Source organism: Pseudosulfitobacter sp. SM2401 (assembly GCF_042932805.1).
Lineage (GTDB): Bacteria > Pseudomonadota > Alphaproteobacteria > Rhodobacterales > Rhodobacteraceae > Ascidiaceihabitans.
The window spans coordinates 2,000,001-2,015,458 of record NZ_CP170633.1; the positions used below are offsets into that span (position 1 = coordinate 2,000,001).

Annotated in this window: 12 protein-coding genes (1 of these 12 only partly in view); 7 read left to right on the top strand and 5 right to left on the bottom strand. The window is 55.4% G+C overall.

Annotated features, from left to right (window positions below; all coding sequences use genetic code 11):
• The 4 genes from ACFIO0_RS09880 to ACFIO0_RS09895 form a co-directional block, all read right to left on the bottom strand.
• Positions 1-707, bottom strand: the 5' portion of a protein-coding gene (locus ACFIO0_RS09880) for an amidohydrolase (RefSeq protein WP_390915168.1). The gene continues 457 nt to the left of window position 1, outside the view; the window shows 707 of its 1,164 coding nt (coding positions 1-707); the start codon lies at positions 705-707; the stop codon falls past the left edge of the window.
• Between the two features lie 58 nt (positions 708-765).
• The gene (locus ACFIO0_RS09885) at positions 766-2,325 is read right to left on the bottom strand and encodes a hypothetical protein (RefSeq protein WP_390915169.1); all 1,560 of its coding nucleotides are present in this window, start codon (positions 2,323-2,325) and stop codon (positions 766-768) included.
• Positions 2,322-4,388 (bottom strand): hypothetical protein, encoded by a 2,067-nt coding sequence (locus tag ACFIO0_RS09890; RefSeq protein ID WP_390915170.1) that lies wholly within the window; start codon positions 4,386-4,388, stop codon positions 2,322-2,324. Before ACFIO0_RS09890 ends, ACFIO0_RS09885 begins: the two co-directional genes overlap by 4 nt.
• Positions 4,389-4,451: 63 nt before the next feature.
• A complete protein-coding gene (locus ACFIO0_RS09895) occupies positions 4,452-5,375 on the bottom strand; it encodes an alpha/beta fold hydrolase (RefSeq protein WP_390915171.1) in 924 nt (307 codons plus the stop codon).
• Between the two features lie 212 nt (positions 5,376-5,587).
• Here ACFIO0_RS09895 and ACFIO0_RS09900 point away from each other — a divergent pair, with 212 nt between their 5' ends.
• The 7 genes from ACFIO0_RS09900 to ACFIO0_RS09930 all read left to right on the top strand — a co-directional run bounded on the left by ACFIO0_RS09900 (position 5,588) and on the right by ACFIO0_RS09930 (position 14,115).
• Positions 5,588-7,723 carry a hydantoinase/oxoprolinase family protein gene (locus tag ACFIO0_RS09900; protein ID WP_390915172.1) on the top strand — a complete coding sequence of 712 codons (2,136 nt, stop codon included), beginning with the start codon at positions 5,588-5,590 and terminating at the stop codon, positions 7,721-7,723.
• A complete protein-coding gene (locus tag ACFIO0_RS09905; RefSeq protein WP_390915173.1) occupies positions 7,720-9,402 on the top strand; it encodes a hydantoinase B/oxoprolinase family protein in 1,683 nt (560 codons plus the stop codon). Before ACFIO0_RS09900 ends, ACFIO0_RS09905 begins: the two co-directional genes overlap by 4 nt.
• The gene (locus tag ACFIO0_RS09910) at positions 9,399-10,571 is read left to right on the top strand and encodes an aminotransferase class I/II-fold pyridoxal phosphate-dependent enzyme (protein ID WP_390915174.1); all 1,173 of its coding nucleotides are present in this window, start codon (positions 9,399-9,401) and stop codon (positions 10,569-10,571) included. Before ACFIO0_RS09905 ends, ACFIO0_RS09910 begins: the two co-directional genes overlap by 4 nt.
• On the top strand, positions 10,564-11,328 hold the full coding sequence (locus ACFIO0_RS09915; RefSeq protein WP_390915175.1) for an Asp/Glu racemase: 765 nt from the start codon (positions 10,564-10,566) through the stop codon (positions 11,326-11,328). Before ACFIO0_RS09910 ends, ACFIO0_RS09915 begins: the two co-directional genes overlap by 8 nt.
• Positions 11,325-11,783 (top strand): Atu1372/SO_1960 family protein, encoded by a 459-nt coding sequence (locus ACFIO0_RS09920; RefSeq protein WP_390915176.1) that lies wholly within the window; start codon positions 11,325-11,327, stop codon positions 11,781-11,783. Before ACFIO0_RS09915 ends, ACFIO0_RS09920 begins: the two co-directional genes overlap by 4 nt.
• Before the next feature lie 47 nt (positions 11,784-11,830).
• Entirely contained in the window at positions 11,831-12,697 is an 867-nt protein-coding gene (locus tag ACFIO0_RS09925) for a LysR family transcriptional regulator (RefSeq protein WP_390915177.1), read from the top strand.
• 554 nt (positions 12,698-13,251) lie between these two features.
• A complete protein-coding gene (locus ACFIO0_RS09930; protein WP_390915178.1) occupies positions 13,252-14,115 on the top strand; it encodes a glycosyltransferase family 25 protein in 864 nt (287 codons plus the stop codon).
• Here the strand turns inward: ACFIO0_RS09930 and ACFIO0_RS09935 are convergent.
• Entirely contained in the window at positions 14,112-15,017 is a 906-nt protein-coding gene (locus ACFIO0_RS09935) for a glycosyltransferase (protein ID WP_390915179.1), read from the bottom strand. The genes ACFIO0_RS09930 and ACFIO0_RS09935 overlap by 4 nt on opposite strands.
• Positions 15,018-15,458 lie beyond the last annotated feature (441 nt).

Here is a 15,458-nt window from a genome sequence, read left to right on the forward strand (position 1 = left end):
TCAGTCACCGACACCACGCCGTTCAAACCTGGGTTCAGTTTGCGCGACACTATTGTTTGCAAGGCATTCACGATCTGCGCCCCCACCACAATCGCATCCACCCCCATGTGTGGCAGGGCCGCGTGACCGCCACGGGCGTTGATCGTGATCTCGAACAGGCTTTCAGACGCAGTCATTGGCCCAGCGCGCATCGCAATCGCGCCCGTTTCCATCCCCGGCATGTTGTGAATGGCAAAGACCCGATCGACAGGAAACCGATCAAACAGCCCATCGGCAATCATGGCAGGCGCACCTTCTCCGTGTTCCTCGTTCGGCTGAAAGATAAAGACGACAGTGCCGTCAAAATCGCCGTGCTGCGCCAGATGCTGCGCGGCCCCCAGCAACATCGATGTGTGACCATCATGGCCACAGGCATGCATGACGCCGGCGTGTCGCGAGGCATGGGCAAAACTATTCAGCTCTGTGATCGGCAAGGCGTCCATGTCTGCGCGCAATCCGATGCTGGCAGAACCGGCCCCACGGCGCAGAACGCCCACAACACCCGTGCGCCCGATATTGCAGTGCACCTCTATCCCCCAGCCTTCCAGCAGCTCAGCCACACGGGCCGCCGTGCGGACCTCGTCAAACCCCAGTTCAGGATGCGTGTGAAAGTCGTGACGCCACGCCATCATCTGACCCTGCAAATGCGCTGTTATATAGTCTGCCACGATTTATCCCCTGCCCAATTGCCGGCATGAAATACAAGCCCGCGATTCTGAGCAAGCCTTAGCTATCGAGCACCGTGTACTGCTTATACAGACGCGCTTCGACGCTTTGGTCTTTGAACGCCTGCCATTCATCGTCCGTCAGCTTGCCGTGGCCATCCGCAGATTTCGGCCGCTTGACCCGATCCAGATCATTGCGCAGCACACGACCACGCGCCTTTTTCATCAACGCCTCGTCGATGGCAGGCAGCGGATGGTTCCATTTCTTTTTGGTCACGGCCCAATCGCCATGCACGGGGATCATCGCGACGAATTCCTGCGCGAATGCGCCTTGGGCAAACCAGCTAAGGTTCGCCCAAGGGCTATCAAACGTGCCGTTCAGCGTGGCGTTGTGCGATCCGTGATGCCCACATTTGTAAAACACACAGCGCCCCAACAGATCCTTGGCCGAGGTTTGATCCCCGCCACATCCCCAACTTAGATCCCCCCACGACATCCAGTTGCCCCGTTGTGCATCGCCTGTGAACAGCAAAACCTTGCCCGTCTCCGGCAGTTCGAATGCCAGCACCAGCGACGTGTTGTTGACCTCGTGATTAAGGCGCAGCGCCAGTTTGCTTGCGGCCCCCAGCCAATCGCCGTCAATGCGGCGCCATTCGTTGATCTTTTCATCGCGATCCGCCTCGCAATAGTACCGCGCGTGGTAGTTCGCGATCTCGCTCAGCGTGTCATCATCCGCAGCTGGCACGCTTTGGGCGAACACCTGCGCCTCGGGCACTCTATAACGGTTGGCAAACGGCGAAATGGTGCCTTGGCCCTGGCCGTCCGTCATCGCCATGTGAAACGCCGATGTTTCACCGTCCAGACCAAAGCCTGCGCCGAATTTGAATTCCTCGTCGCCCGTGGGGTTCAGGCTTAGCAACATGTCCTCGTTGCGCGGCGGCCCAAGCACATAGACACGCGCGCCATCGGTGCCTGCTATTTCAAAAGGCGCTTGGCCGGGGCGCAGGAATTCAGGGCCGGAAATAGCAGTGTCGCGCAAAAATTTCAGCGCCATTTTGTTCGACAGCCCGTCTATCTTTGTTGGATCAGCGGCAAAGGCACGGCGTTCATTCGCATCGCCCATTTCGATCTCGAGCAACTGGCGCACAGTGTCTTGAGTGCCAGTGGGCACGCCCGCACTGTCCAGTTTGCCCTCGGCCATGGCCAGTGCAACCAACTGGTCGTTGAACCGCGCGCGCAAATCATTGGCAAACGCGTCATCGCCGTCTTCGGTCCAGGCCAGAAACAGATGGCCGATTTCGATGCCATCAAACATGCGCGCGCCGTCTTTTTTGACGTTAAAGCCGTTGGCGTGATCCAGATGTTCGTGGGTGACGGCCACATAATCGATAAAGCCGCCCGTCGCCCCGATCAGATCCTCGATACAGTCGCGAATGTTGATTTTCTCGCCGTCGTGGGTGAACTGCGAACCGCCCATGTAGCCGCAATCGATCAGCATGTAGACGGGGGTGTTGCGCCCTGCCCCTTTGCGCGGAAATGCCAGCAGGAAACAGTCGCCTTGGCCTTGGCGGTACATGCGCACGGTGACGCCGGATGCGGGGGCCTTGAGGCGGCGGGTCATTGCGCGTCTCCTTGTCCTGCGGATCGGTGCAGCGCGGCAAAGGCTGATGCGGGATCGGGCGTTTCAGGCAGTCCGTCAAACGCCGTGCTGACCCGGGTTGCGCGCCCTTGATGAAACGCGCGGTGGCGCGCCATGACCGTGTCGTCACTGATCGCCCCTCGGGTGCGAATTATCCGCCGGATTTGAAAACTGCGCGCATCGATCAACAGCGTCGCACCGGACCGTGCAATAAAGTCGGGCTTGTGGTCAGATTTGCCCGCGTCCGCGCGCGTTTGTTCCTCCGGATCAAAGAAACCGGCGCGCGATTGCACCAGTTCAACAACATATTCACGTTCGATCTGGCCGCGATCGGCAACCCGGCTTGCCATGCGCACAGAATGGATTTGCAACGCAGGGCTACCAGTTTTTTTAGACCGACGGATCGACAAAGGTGCATCGTCCGTCAAATCTATACCGATCAGATCAAACAGCACGTCGTGCTTTTGACTGTGGATCAGGCCCCAGAACAGCTCTGCGTAATAGACGCGATCCAGATGTTCGGTTTTGCGGTCCGCGGACAGTCCCAGCGCCAGAGAATTACGCGACAGGACCGCGCGTTTGCCCAAGCCTTTGACAAGATCAGCCACGATATCCAGAACCCGCCCGTCCATCACATTGGCTAGCGCAGTTGTCGCGTTTTCCGGGCTTAGCTGCGGGGCGCGCACCAAGACGCCAAAGTCTTTTGCAAATTCGCTGGTATCGACGCCTTTGTCGGCGCAGGCCTCTTGGAAGGTTGGCCAGACCAGCGTGTTTTCCGACACGATTTGCGCGTCTTGCGGGCGGATGCCCCAAGCGGTGAATGCCTCGATCAGGGCGGCGCGGTAGCCGTGTTTGTCCTCGGGGTAAAGATCATGATCTGCCGTGACCAAAGCGCGAAAATAATCGCCAAAGCTGACGTCAACAGGCGGGCAATAATCCAGCGCCCGGATGCACATTTGCAAAACATGGCGGGCCGATTTTGCAGCCTCGTTTGCCAGTCGCTTGCGCAGATCGGGATCCAGTTCACCCGCAGGCAAAATCCCGCGCCCGTTCGAGGCAATGCGCAACAAATCCGCCACGCGGTCGCGGTAGATATTCAGGAAGGTGCGAAACACCGCCGCCACCAAAATCGCGCCCCGTGCGTGCGGGCTATTGGTGCGGTCCAGCGCGCTGTTGTCCGGTTCAATCGTTTGCCATTGCCCGTCGACCATGCGGCCCAAGGCATCGCGCAATGCATGCCCGCGCCCCAAGGCTTCGCCGAATTCCTGCGCCAAGGCCCCAAGCAGGCTTTGACGTTCAAGATCACCGCCGGTTTTCGCGATCTGATCCTCGAGCACCTCAGGATGCGAGAAATGCTGCAAAATGGCGACGATATCCGAGAACCCCTCGTGCAGGGCCAGCACATCGGCGTTGCTGGAGTCTGCAAAATAGGGATGCATCCCGTCAAGCAACGCGTGGCAGGTTTCATGCACGATGATGTCGTGGCTGAGGCAGGTAAAAACCGTGGTGCCGGGCAGCATCGTTTTATGTTCGGGCCCGACGTGGAAATAGCCGAACAGCAGCGCCTTTTTGGACGGATCGTAGTAGGCATTCGCCTCGCGCAGGGCATGGGGATAAATGCGCAAGCGCTGCACAAACCCTTTGTCGGGATCATCGGCGCGGTCCTTGGGGTTCCAGTCGCGCGGCGCCCACAATGCGACACGCCCCAGCGCCTTTTCAAACACCGCAATCGTGTTCATCGCCACCGCGTACACCATTTGCTGATGAAATTGCGGGTTGTCGACGGCCGGATCCAACCCGCTACAGGCCCGCAGGCGCGCATCGTTCAGATCAACGGGTTTGTAAAACGCCCCGCTTGAAGGATCGTAATCTATCACCTCAAGATAGTCGCCACGCGGACCGACAAACGGCACATCCTCCGCCTGTTTTTCCATCTCCCAAGGCAGCGAAATGGTCAGCGTTTTGATCCGTTTGTTCGCAAACTTGGCCGCAACGCTGGGATCAAATGCAAAAACCGACAAACGACGAGAAGGTTTGAGCGACATCAGATGTCCTTTCCTTTCGGTGATCGTGGCAATGAGGGCTGTCAGCGCAACATTTTTCGCGCTTTAAGTCAACAAAGCCAGATCGCTGGTATTGGTCACACGGCGCGTGCTCATTGAATGCGCGTCCGTGCCAGCCATCGTCTGCGCCATGTCTTTGTAAAACCCGTCATTGTCGAACCACCACCGGTGCGAATAGGGCACTGTGCGATCGGTCGAGGCCACGTCGCGTTTGTATTGCTCGTTGCAATACACATCCACGTGCTTGGCGTGCAGCACAGATGGCAGACCTTTGCGCCCTGCCCGCGCACGCCCGTTGATAAAGTTACCTGATAGATTAAGCACCTCATCCAACTGACTGTAATAATTGGTGAAACGCTTGCTGCGCTCTTTCACAACCAAGCCACCCCATGCGCCTTTTTCCATCCATGCCTGATCGACGTCTGCGGCGGCAAACATAACTTGATCCGCGCTCCAGGCTGAAGACCCAGGCCCGATTGAATCGCCAAAATCAGAGAACGCGCGCAGGGTCAAAAACGCCCCCATCGAATGGGCAATCACGTGGATTTTCGGGCGTGACGGCAGGGCCAGAAGCGGTGCAATGCCGTCAGCCACAAGCGCCGGTGCCGTGCGTTTGGCATCGTTTCGATCAGAGGGGTATTTCGCCAATGACCCGTCGCTGGGCCAGTCATAGGCGATAACCGCCCCGCGAAACCCGTGGCGTTTCACCCCTGCTTCGATCTTGGCTGTGCGGCGCAGCATTTGCGCCTGCGACGTGTTGAACCCGTGCACGTAGATCAAAATATCGTCTGATCCCATCTGGTCAGACACTTTGCCCACCCACGCAGATTGATCCATCATGCTGCCACGCCATGTGCCACTGTCCGGGCCATCCCCGAGCACAGACATGTAGCGTGTCACGGCCGATGCATTGTTGGTAAATCGGTTGGTCGACGTGTTGTAGCTGCGTCGAGAAAAGAAAAGGGTCATCTTAAATACTCCAAAAAATCCGTCATAATCCGTCAACTATTGCCGATAATTCGAAATCCGAGAAGTCAGGAAAACCTTAATCGACATCGGGTTCGTATTTTCGTGCTTTGGAATGGGCCTAATCAGTGGTTCCCCCGACGCGCACGGTGTGCCCAAACGGGACATCGAAATATTCGATACCCCCACGAAAACAATTCGTTTCCGCAAGATGAATGGCTCTCGTAGAAATCCTGCAAGAGCATCTAAGCGGAGAGCAGACATTGGCGGAAAAATCACTACAAACGCGCTTGGCTGCGGACATTGGCGGCACGTTTACGGACATCGTTCTGCAAACCCCGAACGGCCTGTTTACCGCCAAGGTTCCGACCCATGTCGAGCATCCCGAATTGGGGGTTTTGTCAGGTGTTGATGTTGTCTTGGGCGATGCATCACTGACGCCCGGCGACGTCGATATTTTTGTTCATGGCACAACGTTGGCAACCAACGCGCTGATCGAACGTAAAGGTGTCAAAACCGCCCTGATAACGACCAAAGGTTTCCGCGACAGTTTGGAAATCGCCTACGAAAGCCGGTACGATCAATTTGATCTGATGATTGATAAACCCCAACAGCTTATCCCCCGAAATCTGCGGTTTGGTGTGTCAGAACGGGTGAATGTGCGCGGCGAGGTTTTGATTGAACTTGACGAGGCGGCGGTTGCAGCGCTGAGCGACACGCTGAACGCGCAAAAGGTTAAGGCCGTCGCTGTCGGGTTCCTGCATTCTTATGCGAACCCAAAGCACGAACAGCGTGTGCGCGACATTTTGATCGCAAACGGATGTATGGCCGAAATCACGCTTTCAAGCCAAGTCTGCCCCGAAGTGCGTGAATACGAGCGCCTGATGACGACCGCGTGCAACGCCTATGTTCAGCCGATCATGGCGCGGTATTTGCGGGCCTTGCAGGACGCATTCGGGCACAAAGGATTTCGGTGTCCGATATTTTTGATGACATCGGGGGGCGGCATGACAACGCTGGAAAGCGCCATCAAATTCCCCATTCGTCTCGTTGAATCAGGCCCCAGCGGTGGTGCGGTTCTGGCCGCAAAAATCGCCGAGCACCTGCAAGAACCGCGCGTTTTGTCCTTTGACATGGGCGGGACAACGGCAAAAATCGCATTGATTGAAAATTACAAACCAAAGACTGCCCGGAATTTTGAGATCGCCCGCTCTGCGCGGTTCCAAAAAGGTAGCGGCATGCCAGTGCGCATTCCGGTGATCGAGATGATTGAAATCGGCGCTGGTGGTGGGTCGATCGCGCATGTGGATACGGTTGGCCGGCTTAGCATTGGGCCCCAAAGCGCGGGCGCTGTGCCCGGCCCTGCGTGTTTTGGCAAAGGCGGCACCCGCCCCACGGTCACCGATGCGAACCTGTCGTTGGGGCGCATTGATCCGGACGCTTTTGCCGAAGGCAAGATGACGCTGGACACCAACGCTGCCAAGGCTGCGATCCAGCGTGACATCAGCCAGCCGTTGAATGTCAGTGACAATCAGGCGGCCTTTGGCATCACCGAAATGGTCGAAGAAAACATGGCCAATGCTGCGCGTATTCACAGCGTCGAGCACGGCGTGGATCTGTCGAAATTCAGCATGATCGCCTTTGGTGGCGGCGGCCCCCTGCACGCGGTGCGATTGGCTGAAAAACTGGGGATGGCCCGTGTCATCGTTCCTGCCAATTCAAGCGTCGGATCGGCCTTGGGGTTCCTGAGCGCACCGATTTCCTATGAGATTGTGCAAAGCCTTTACACAACGCTGGATGACTTTGACCTAAGCAGCGTCAACGCGATGATCAATGACATTTCATCACAAGCCCACGCGATTGTCGTGGAGGGCGCGCTTGACGCCAAACTTGTGCAAACCCGCACCGCCTTTATGCGCTACGTCGGGCAAGGGCATGAAATTCAGGTGCCAATCCCGAACCGGGCCCTCGGCACGGCCGATATCGACACCATCAAATCGGATTACGATGCCTGTTATCGCCAGCTTTACGGGCGCACTATTCCTGAACGCAACATCGAAGTGCTGTCTTGGTCCGTTGTTGTGTCCACGATTGTTGAGGCAGCCCAAAGCACGTCTGACACGCCCCCCCCAACACAAGCGACCCCATCGGGAACACGGTCGGTGTTTGTGCCAGCAGGGGCAAAGCACGCAATGGTTTCAACCTATTGGCGCCCTGACCTGTGCGCCGGTGCCACGCTGCCCGGGCCTGCGGTTGTTGAAGAACCGCAAACAACTACATTCGTGACAGCGCAGTTTTCTGCCCGTCTGGATCCCCAAATGAACCTTATCCTTGATCGGATCACATCATGAGCAACCAGAAAATGAGCGTGATTGAACTGCAAATTCTGTGGAACCGTCTTATCGCCATCGTCGAGGAACAGGCGCAGACATTGATGCGCACAGCGTTCAATCCGATTGTGCGCGAATCCGGTGATCTGTCTGCCGGGCTGTTTGACCTAAAGGGGCGCATGATTGCGCAGGCCGTGACCGGAACGCCGGGGCACGTGAACACGATGGCAAATTCGGTGCGGTTCTTTTTGGACAAATACCCGCTCAAAGACATGCATCCAGAAGACATTTATCTGACGAATGATCCGTGGAAAGCCGCAGGGCATTTGAATGACTTCATGCTGGTGCGCCCGTGTTTTCATCAGGGGCAGTTGATCGGCTTTACGTCTTGCACCAGCCACCTTGCCGATTTGGGCGGGCTTGGTTTTGGCCCCGATGGCTCTGATGTTTTGGACGAGGGACTGTTTGTACCGATTATCAAGCTTGTGGATGCCGGCAAGCTGGACGAGAATTTCATGTCCATTTTAAAATCCAACAGTCGGGTTCCAATCGAAGTCGAAGGCGACACCTATGCTTTGATGACTTGCGTTGAATGTGGCAGCCGGCGCACATCGGAGTGTATGGCTGACATCGGGATCACCGATCTGGTCCAGATTTCCGACTACATCATCGATACATCGCGCGATCAAACGCGCGCATTGATCAACGCGTTACCCCAAGGGGTCTATCACTATGACATGCGCGTCGATGGATATGATGCGCCGCTGGATCTGGTCGCGAAAATGACAATCGGCAAAGGTGACATTACGGTTGATTTTTCAGGCTCGTCCGGACGATCAGCGAAAGGCATCAACTGCCCGCTCAACTACGCCAGTGCCTATGCCTGTTTCGCGCTGAAATGCGCCTTGGCCCCCGATATCCCCAACAACGAAGGGGCCTTGGCCCCCTTGGTGATAACCGCCCCTGCCGACAGCATTGTAAATGCGCAATATCCGGCACCCGTCGCGATGCGGCACGTTGTGGGGCAATTGTTGCCCGATGTGATCTTTGGATGCCTGCACCAAGCGGTACCGGGCCGCGTGCCAGCCGAGGGCACCTGTTGCTTGTGGGACCTGCCGATGCGCGGTGGGTATTCCGGCAGCGGGCACACCAAATTTGCAACCGAATTGGTCCACAACGGCGGAACCGGCGGGCGCTTTGGCAAGGACGGTTTGTCGGCCACAGCCTTTCCCAGCGGCGTCATGGGATCACTGGTCGAGATCACAGAAAGCGTGTCACCCCTGATTATCTGGCGGCGCGAATATCGCCCGGATTCCGGCGGCGCTGGCGAATTCCGAGGGGGTTTGGGCCAAATTCTTGAAATCTCCAGCAGCGAAGACGCCTCCATTTCGCTGTTTGCGGCACTGGATCGGATTTATCACGCACCGCGCGGACGCGAAGGCGGCAAAGACGGTGAATGCGGTGCCCTAAGCCTAAGCAACGGAGCGCAATTGCGTCCGAAAGGCGAACAGGTCATTCCCGCAGGCGAGCGGCTGATTGTTTTGACACCGGGTGGTGCCGGATACGGCAACCCGCACGACCGCGATCCCGCCCTGATCGCGCAGGACATCGAATTTGGTCTCACGAGCCCGGAACATGCTACGTCTCAGTATGGTGATCTGGCAGACCCCAAAACCACACCCGAGCGAGAAACATCATGACCCAAAAACGTCATCCCGAAACCCTGACAGCAACCGCCCTGGGCTGGAGCGATCCTGAAACCGATGCGATGGCGATGCCATTGCGCCCCTCGACGTCTTTTCTGCGTGATCCTAACGATTTAGACCGCACAGGCCGGATGTTCACCCGGGACGACAACCCGACATTCGCCCAACCGGAAGCCTTGATAAATGCACTAGAAGGTGGTGCGGGATGCCTCTTGTTTGCGTCAGGCATGGCTGCGATTACATCGGTGTTTCAGCGCCTTACCCCCGGTGACCACGTGATTTTGCCGGAACTGGTGTATTCCGGTTTGCGAGATTGGATGAACATCCACGGCGTGCGTTGGGGGCTAGAGGTGTCCTATGTTGATTTCAGCGAACTGGCCTTGGTTCAGGCGGCCATCATTCAGGGTAAAACCAAAGTAATCTGGCTGGAAACGCCGAGCAATCCGACGTGGGGCATCACCGACATTGCGGCGATTTCGACAGTGGCCCACGCGGCTGGTGTTTTGGTGGCGATCGACAATACCGTTGCCACCCCGATCCTGACGCGCCCGCTAGAACATGGCGCGGACATCGTTGTGCATTCGTGTTCAAAATACATGAACGGTCATGGGGACCTGATCGCTGGCGCGGTTGTTGTGGCGCATGGGCAATCCGCGATCCTGAGCGACATGCAAAAACTGCGCAACGAATATGGCGGAGTTCTGGGCAGTTTCGAAACATGGTTGTTGCTGCGTGGCATGCGCACGTTGTCCGTGCGGGTCAAAACGGCCTCGATAAGTGCTTTGAAGATAGCGGAATTCCTGGATGGCTGCGGCGCTGTCCAACAGGTTTTATACCCTGGCCTACCGCATCATCCCGGTCACGACATCGCAGCCAAGCAAATGACCGGCGGATTTGGCGGCATGTTGTCTTTTCGACTAAAAGGCGGTGAGGTGGCTGCGAAAATTCTCGCGGGTAAGGTTCAGATCATCAGACAAGCGATTTCCTTTGGCAGCACCGAGACCGTCATCGAACATCGCGCCGGTATGGAAAAAACGGATTCCCCAACCCCACGAGACATGTTGCGCGTCTCTGTCGGGCTGGAGCACACGGATGATCTGATCGCGGATTTGCAGCACGCGATGGACGCGATGCAACTGGAACTGGATGCACCAGATGCGTAAAATCATACCCTATGCACCACGATCAACGCGCATCGGTCTGATCGTTCCGTCGTCAAATACAAATGTCGAACCTGATTGCGTGTCCCTTTGCCCCGCAGGCGTCACGATCCACAGCGCGCGCAGCGGCGGTTATGATGTCGAGGCGATCCCTGATTCAAACGAAATGCGAAACTTTGTGCGCCAGTCTCTGGATCAGAACTGCCAAGACTTGATGGATGCCCGCGTGGACATCATCGCTTATGGCTGCACCTCTGCGACGCTTGCGGATGGCCCGGCGTTTGATGCCGAATTTTGCCAAAACCTGACCGCGATGACCGGCCGACCCGCGATCACGACTGCAGGTGCGCTTGTGACTGCTGTGCACCAGATTGGGGCAACTCGGGTCGCGTTCACCTCGCCTTACGTGAAAATCCTAAGCGATGAGGCTGTCAGTTACCTGACACAATGTGGCATTGAGGTGGTGAACACCGCCAGCTTTGATCAAAGACTAAGCAGTCTTGAGCAGAACGCGCTGACGCCACAAGACGCCTATAACATGGCCCTAAAGGCAGACCACAAAGATGCCCAAGCCATCGTAATTTCCTGCACTGATTACCGCGCCCTAGAGGCCGTTCCCGCCATCGAGCACGCCTTGGGAAAACCCGTTATCACCAGCAACCAAGCTTTGATGTTTGCCTGTCTCAAGCGGCTTAGCATTCCGTGTGCAGATTTGGCGGGCGGTGGTCATTTGTTTACGCAATTCGGTGCGATGACGTGAACATCGCGGCACGATTGGATCAATTGGGCCTGACCCTTCCCCCCTCGCCTGCCCCCGCGGCGCATTACTTGCCGTGGCGCGCCGCGAAGAAAACCATCTACCTTGCAGGACAAACGCCAAAAGAAGGGTCTGTTTTAAAGTACCAAGGTCAAATTGGCCGCGATTTAACAGTGGCCCAAGGGTATGACGCCGCAACACTGTGCGCGATGCGTTTGCTCAGCGCATTGCAGGACGCCGTCGGTGATTTGGATCGTGTAGAGCGTGTCGTGAAAGTGACGGTGTTTGTGAATACGGCATCCGATTTCACCCAACATGCACAGGTCGCAAATGGGGCGTCCGATCTGCTGTGCGCGCTCTTTGGGGATGCGGGCCAACATGCCAGATCTGCGGTGGGCGCATCTGCGTTGCCGGGCAATGCCGCTGTTGAAATAGAAATGATTGCCCAGCGCGTTTAAATGCCGGAGGGTGCATCTACCTGAACCCATGCTGGTCGTGAAACCCCATGAATATAGAAACTCTCAATACGTTTTTGTTGCTGTCAGAGACAGGGAATTTCAGCCGTGTGGCAGAGAAATCCAACCTGACACAATCGACGGTCAGTGCGCGCATTCGAGTTCTGGAAAACAGCCTTGATGTTAAACTGTTTGAACGTACGCCGTCCGGTGTTCTGTTAACCGAAGCCGGTCAAAAATTCTACAAATACGCAGCCTCCATGCGGCAACTTTGGCAACAGGGTCGCCAAGAAATGGTGCGCTCTGCGAACCCCAAAAAGACGATCGGGCTGGGTTTGCACATGACAATGTGGCGTCGATTTATGCCCGATTGGCTGGTCTGGATGGAGAAGCATCATCCTGATTTGTCCTTGCATGTAGAGGCCGATTATTCTGAACGCTTGGTTGATTATCTGTCCCAAGGTGTTCTTGATCTGGCCATCACCCACATGCCAACCGCAGTGCCAGAGCTGGTCGTCGAACCCTTCATGGAAGACGAACTGGTGATGGTGTCGCGCAAAAAGCGGCATTTTAAATCCTGTGATCCGAACGGCTACGTCTTTGTCGACTGGAGCTATGGATATCGAGAAGAGCACCAGGAAAAGCTGCCCGAATTTGCAGTGTCCAACATGAACATCGGCTACGGCGAAATCGCTCTGGAATATCTTCGCGTCAGTGAGAGTTATGCATATATGCCAAGCGCTTATGTGTCAGGCGACATTCAAAATAACCTGCTACACGTAGTAACAGACGCACCGGTTCTGAACCGACCATCCTATCTGGTCTACGCTCAGCACCCAAGCAACCACGACGCCCTAAAAGCCGCGATAGACGGCTTGCGCTGCTCAAACAACGGCCTGCATGCGCCACCCTGCTAAGAATCCCTGCGTGCACGATGGATTCACAGAAAATGGCGGAGACGCAGACACGTCAGTAAATCGTTGGCGTAGTTTATCTGGTTTGAATTTCACGATTCTCATCCACAGCACAAAATGCGCGGCAACAGAAATCAACCAAATGCAGTGAACGCATCTTTGGCCATCGGTTCAATGGACGAAGCCCTATACTGCGTCAGCGCGCCGCCAGCTTATGGCGCTGATGACAGGCCAATGTGAGACACAGCAGAACCACCGCGCAAAGGTTTTTGGGCGTGATTGAATCGCGTGGCCACTGCGCTTTGAGAAAGCCCAAATGACACATTTTGGTCCGTAAATACCTCTTAGTTCTCCATAAGCAGTTCCGAACAGTATTCAGGTGTGCTTAAATACGTTGAGAGAGGTTTCTCTCAGATGGTTTTCACAGGTTAAGAGCAATGAGACTACAGGCAAGGTCTGCGCGTCGAGGCGTTGTTTTGTGTCAACAATATCCGCCGAAGATTGAATAGAAGTTCTGCTGGTCGTCAAGTTTGTGCCCTTTGAGCATTTCCATCCGCATGACAGAACGCGTAGAAAACAGAATTAGTAGAAAAATTATGAACGTCTTTTTCATCAACCTTGATCGTAGCGATATTCGGAAAGATTACATGCTACGTCATTTTGAAAAACATGGCATCAAGAATGTCCGCCGTTGGTCTGCAACTGATGCCGCTAGCCCAGATTTTGAACGCCCAAAAGGCTACAAGCCCGGGCATGGCCGTCGCTGGGAGCTGACCCAAAGTGCATTGGCGACCTTTGAAAGCCACCGTCTTTTGTGGGCGCATATTGCGCAAGGGGCCGAGCCATATGGTGTGGTGTTCGAAGATGACGTTCTTTTAATGCCATCTGCCTCCGAGCGGATCTTGACGTTAGTACAGCATTGCGACGACTTCGATGTGATCAGGCTGGATACCACACCGCAGAAAATGTACCTTGGCCCCTTGCAGGACATCGGCAATGTCCAAGTGCGTCCTATGCTGCAAACGACTGCCAGCGCCGCGGCCTACATTCTGAGCAGATCAGCCTGTCAGCGACTGTTGAACGAGGCCGAGCTTTATTCAGATCATCTTGATGATTTCCTGTTCACACCACGAGAAGGCTTGCGTGTTTACCAGCTCTGCCCGGCGATCGGTATTCAACATGTTTGGGCCCCTGGCCAAGCTGACGAAACGCCCCCAGCAGAAATCACGCGAAGTGAACGCCTCGCTGATCCGAAAGTGAATAAACCCACGAATAAGGGCCCGCTGGGATTTCGTTTGAAAAAAGAGGGCAATCGGCTGCTCACCCGTAGGATCTATGCAAAATCGCGCGACAGAAAAGTGCTCAGTGAGGGCGGTTTTGTAGGTGCGATGCCGTTGGAAGGTGCGCCATCCGATACCTAGCGGCGGTGATACTTGCGGTATTTTCCCAACAGCAGCGGCTCCAACCGGTAGGTGTCGCTGGCTGCCGTGTGATAGCATAAGAACCAATAGGCAATTCGTGCCCGCAGAGTCGCAGGCTGTATAAAGCGGCGATGTGACCACAGGATCGCGTGGTATTTTACCCGCCGCTTGAGCATCTTAATCGCGCGTTTTTCTGCGTAGGCGCGAAAGGAATCAGAGCCCGCGCGCCACCTGAAATGTGTTTTGGGTGAATAGACCAGTTGGCCCCGCAGCAGAAAATGAAGCGTAAGCATTCTGTCACCGGCCCACAGATGGGGAAATTCTGATGCAGAGCTGAGCATCAGATCGCGCGCCATTTGCCCCCGATAAATGCCGTAGTACCACGATGCCGGAAAGACGATCCGCTTAAATCCACGCTTAGGGTTTGCGTATTGTTTGCTGTCCAAAATGGCGGGGTCGACGCCAACGGGTTCGTCATTTGTCTCACCGATCTTGACGACATCCCCTACTGCCACCAGCGCTTTTGGATTGGCCACCAACATCTCATACAGAACTTCGACAAAATTGGGCGCAAGTGCGTCGTCATGCGCAAGGGCTGCAAAGAATGCGTGCCGCTTTGTGACATGGGCGTAGGCGCGGTCAAAGTTCTCTTTGGCAGAAAGGAATTCAGATGCTGGATGCAGTTCGAAGTTCGGATAACGATCAACGAAGTCCTGTGCGATTTCAACGGTATCATCAGTTGAACAGTTCTCGAAGATGTAAACCTTGTGCGGGGCCAAGGTCTGCTCTGCGAGAGACGTCAGAGCATCCTTGAGATGCTTGGCACCATTGTGAACCGGGATAAAATAAGCAATATCAGCTTCTTCACCCCTTACTTTCTCTGGATCATCATACAGCGACAATGGCGTTCTTTCTTTGAAAGGTTCTTTGTAAATCAGCGCTTTATCTTAGTTTTTGTCGCTTTTTACAATACGCAACAACATCTAGGCCCGCGTTCCTTATCGGCTACTCGAAAGCAGTTTGACCTTCCACGCAACCAATTCAAACGCGCATATCATCCGAGGATGCGACCCCTTTACGGACCCTACTTCGGACACTTTCGGTGCGATACAATCATTTTAAATCAACGCGTTAGATGGGTGGCGGAGACGAAGTCCGACGATCAAAATTCTAATACTGAGCTAAGTGTCTGTTATATATCAATAATGTGGAACCTCACATTTCGCGCTGTGTAGCAAAATGAGTAGCAAATCTCAGCGATATCCTGCGGCAACGGAGGCGAGTGCCGGATTGTCCATGAGTTAGAAAGGTATATAATAAAAACAATCACTTGTGACATTTTC

Bases quoted from the DNA above. Each gene is read 5' to 3' on its own strand.
- ACFIO0_RS09895 (WP_390915171.1), bottom strand. From the start codon at position 5,375: ATGACCCTTTTCTTTTCTCGACGCAGCTACAACACGTCGACCAACCGA.
- ACFIO0_RS09930 (WP_390915178.1), top strand. From the start codon at position 13,252: ATGACAGAACGCGTAGAAAACAGAATTAGTAGAAAAATTATGAACGTC.
- ACFIO0_RS09925 (WP_390915177.1), top strand. From the start codon at position 11,831: ATGAATATAGAAACTCTCAATACGTTTTTGTTGCTGTCAGAGACAGGG.
- ACFIO0_RS09885 (WP_390915169.1), bottom strand. From the start codon at position 2,325: ATGACCCGCCGCCTCAAGGCCCCCGCATCCGGCGTCACCGTGCGCATG.
- ACFIO0_RS09890 (WP_390915170.1), bottom strand. From the start codon at position 4,388: ATGTCGCTCAAACCTTCTCGTCGTTTGTCGGTTTTTGCATTTGATCCC.
- ACFIO0_RS09910 (WP_390915174.1), top strand. From the start codon at position 9,399: ATGACCCAAAAACGTCATCCCGAAACCCTGACAGCAACCGCCCTGGGC.
- ACFIO0_RS09900 (WP_390915172.1), top strand. From the start codon at position 5,588: ATGGCTCTCGTAGAAATCCTGCAAGAGCATCTAAGCGGAGAGCAGACA.
- ACFIO0_RS09915 (WP_390915175.1), top strand. From the start codon at position 10,564: ATGCGTAAAATCATACCCTATGCACCACGATCAACGCGCATCGGTCTG.
- ACFIO0_RS09905 (WP_390915173.1), top strand. From the start codon at position 7,720: ATGAGCAACCAGAAAATGAGCGTGATTGAACTGCAAATTCTGTGGAAC.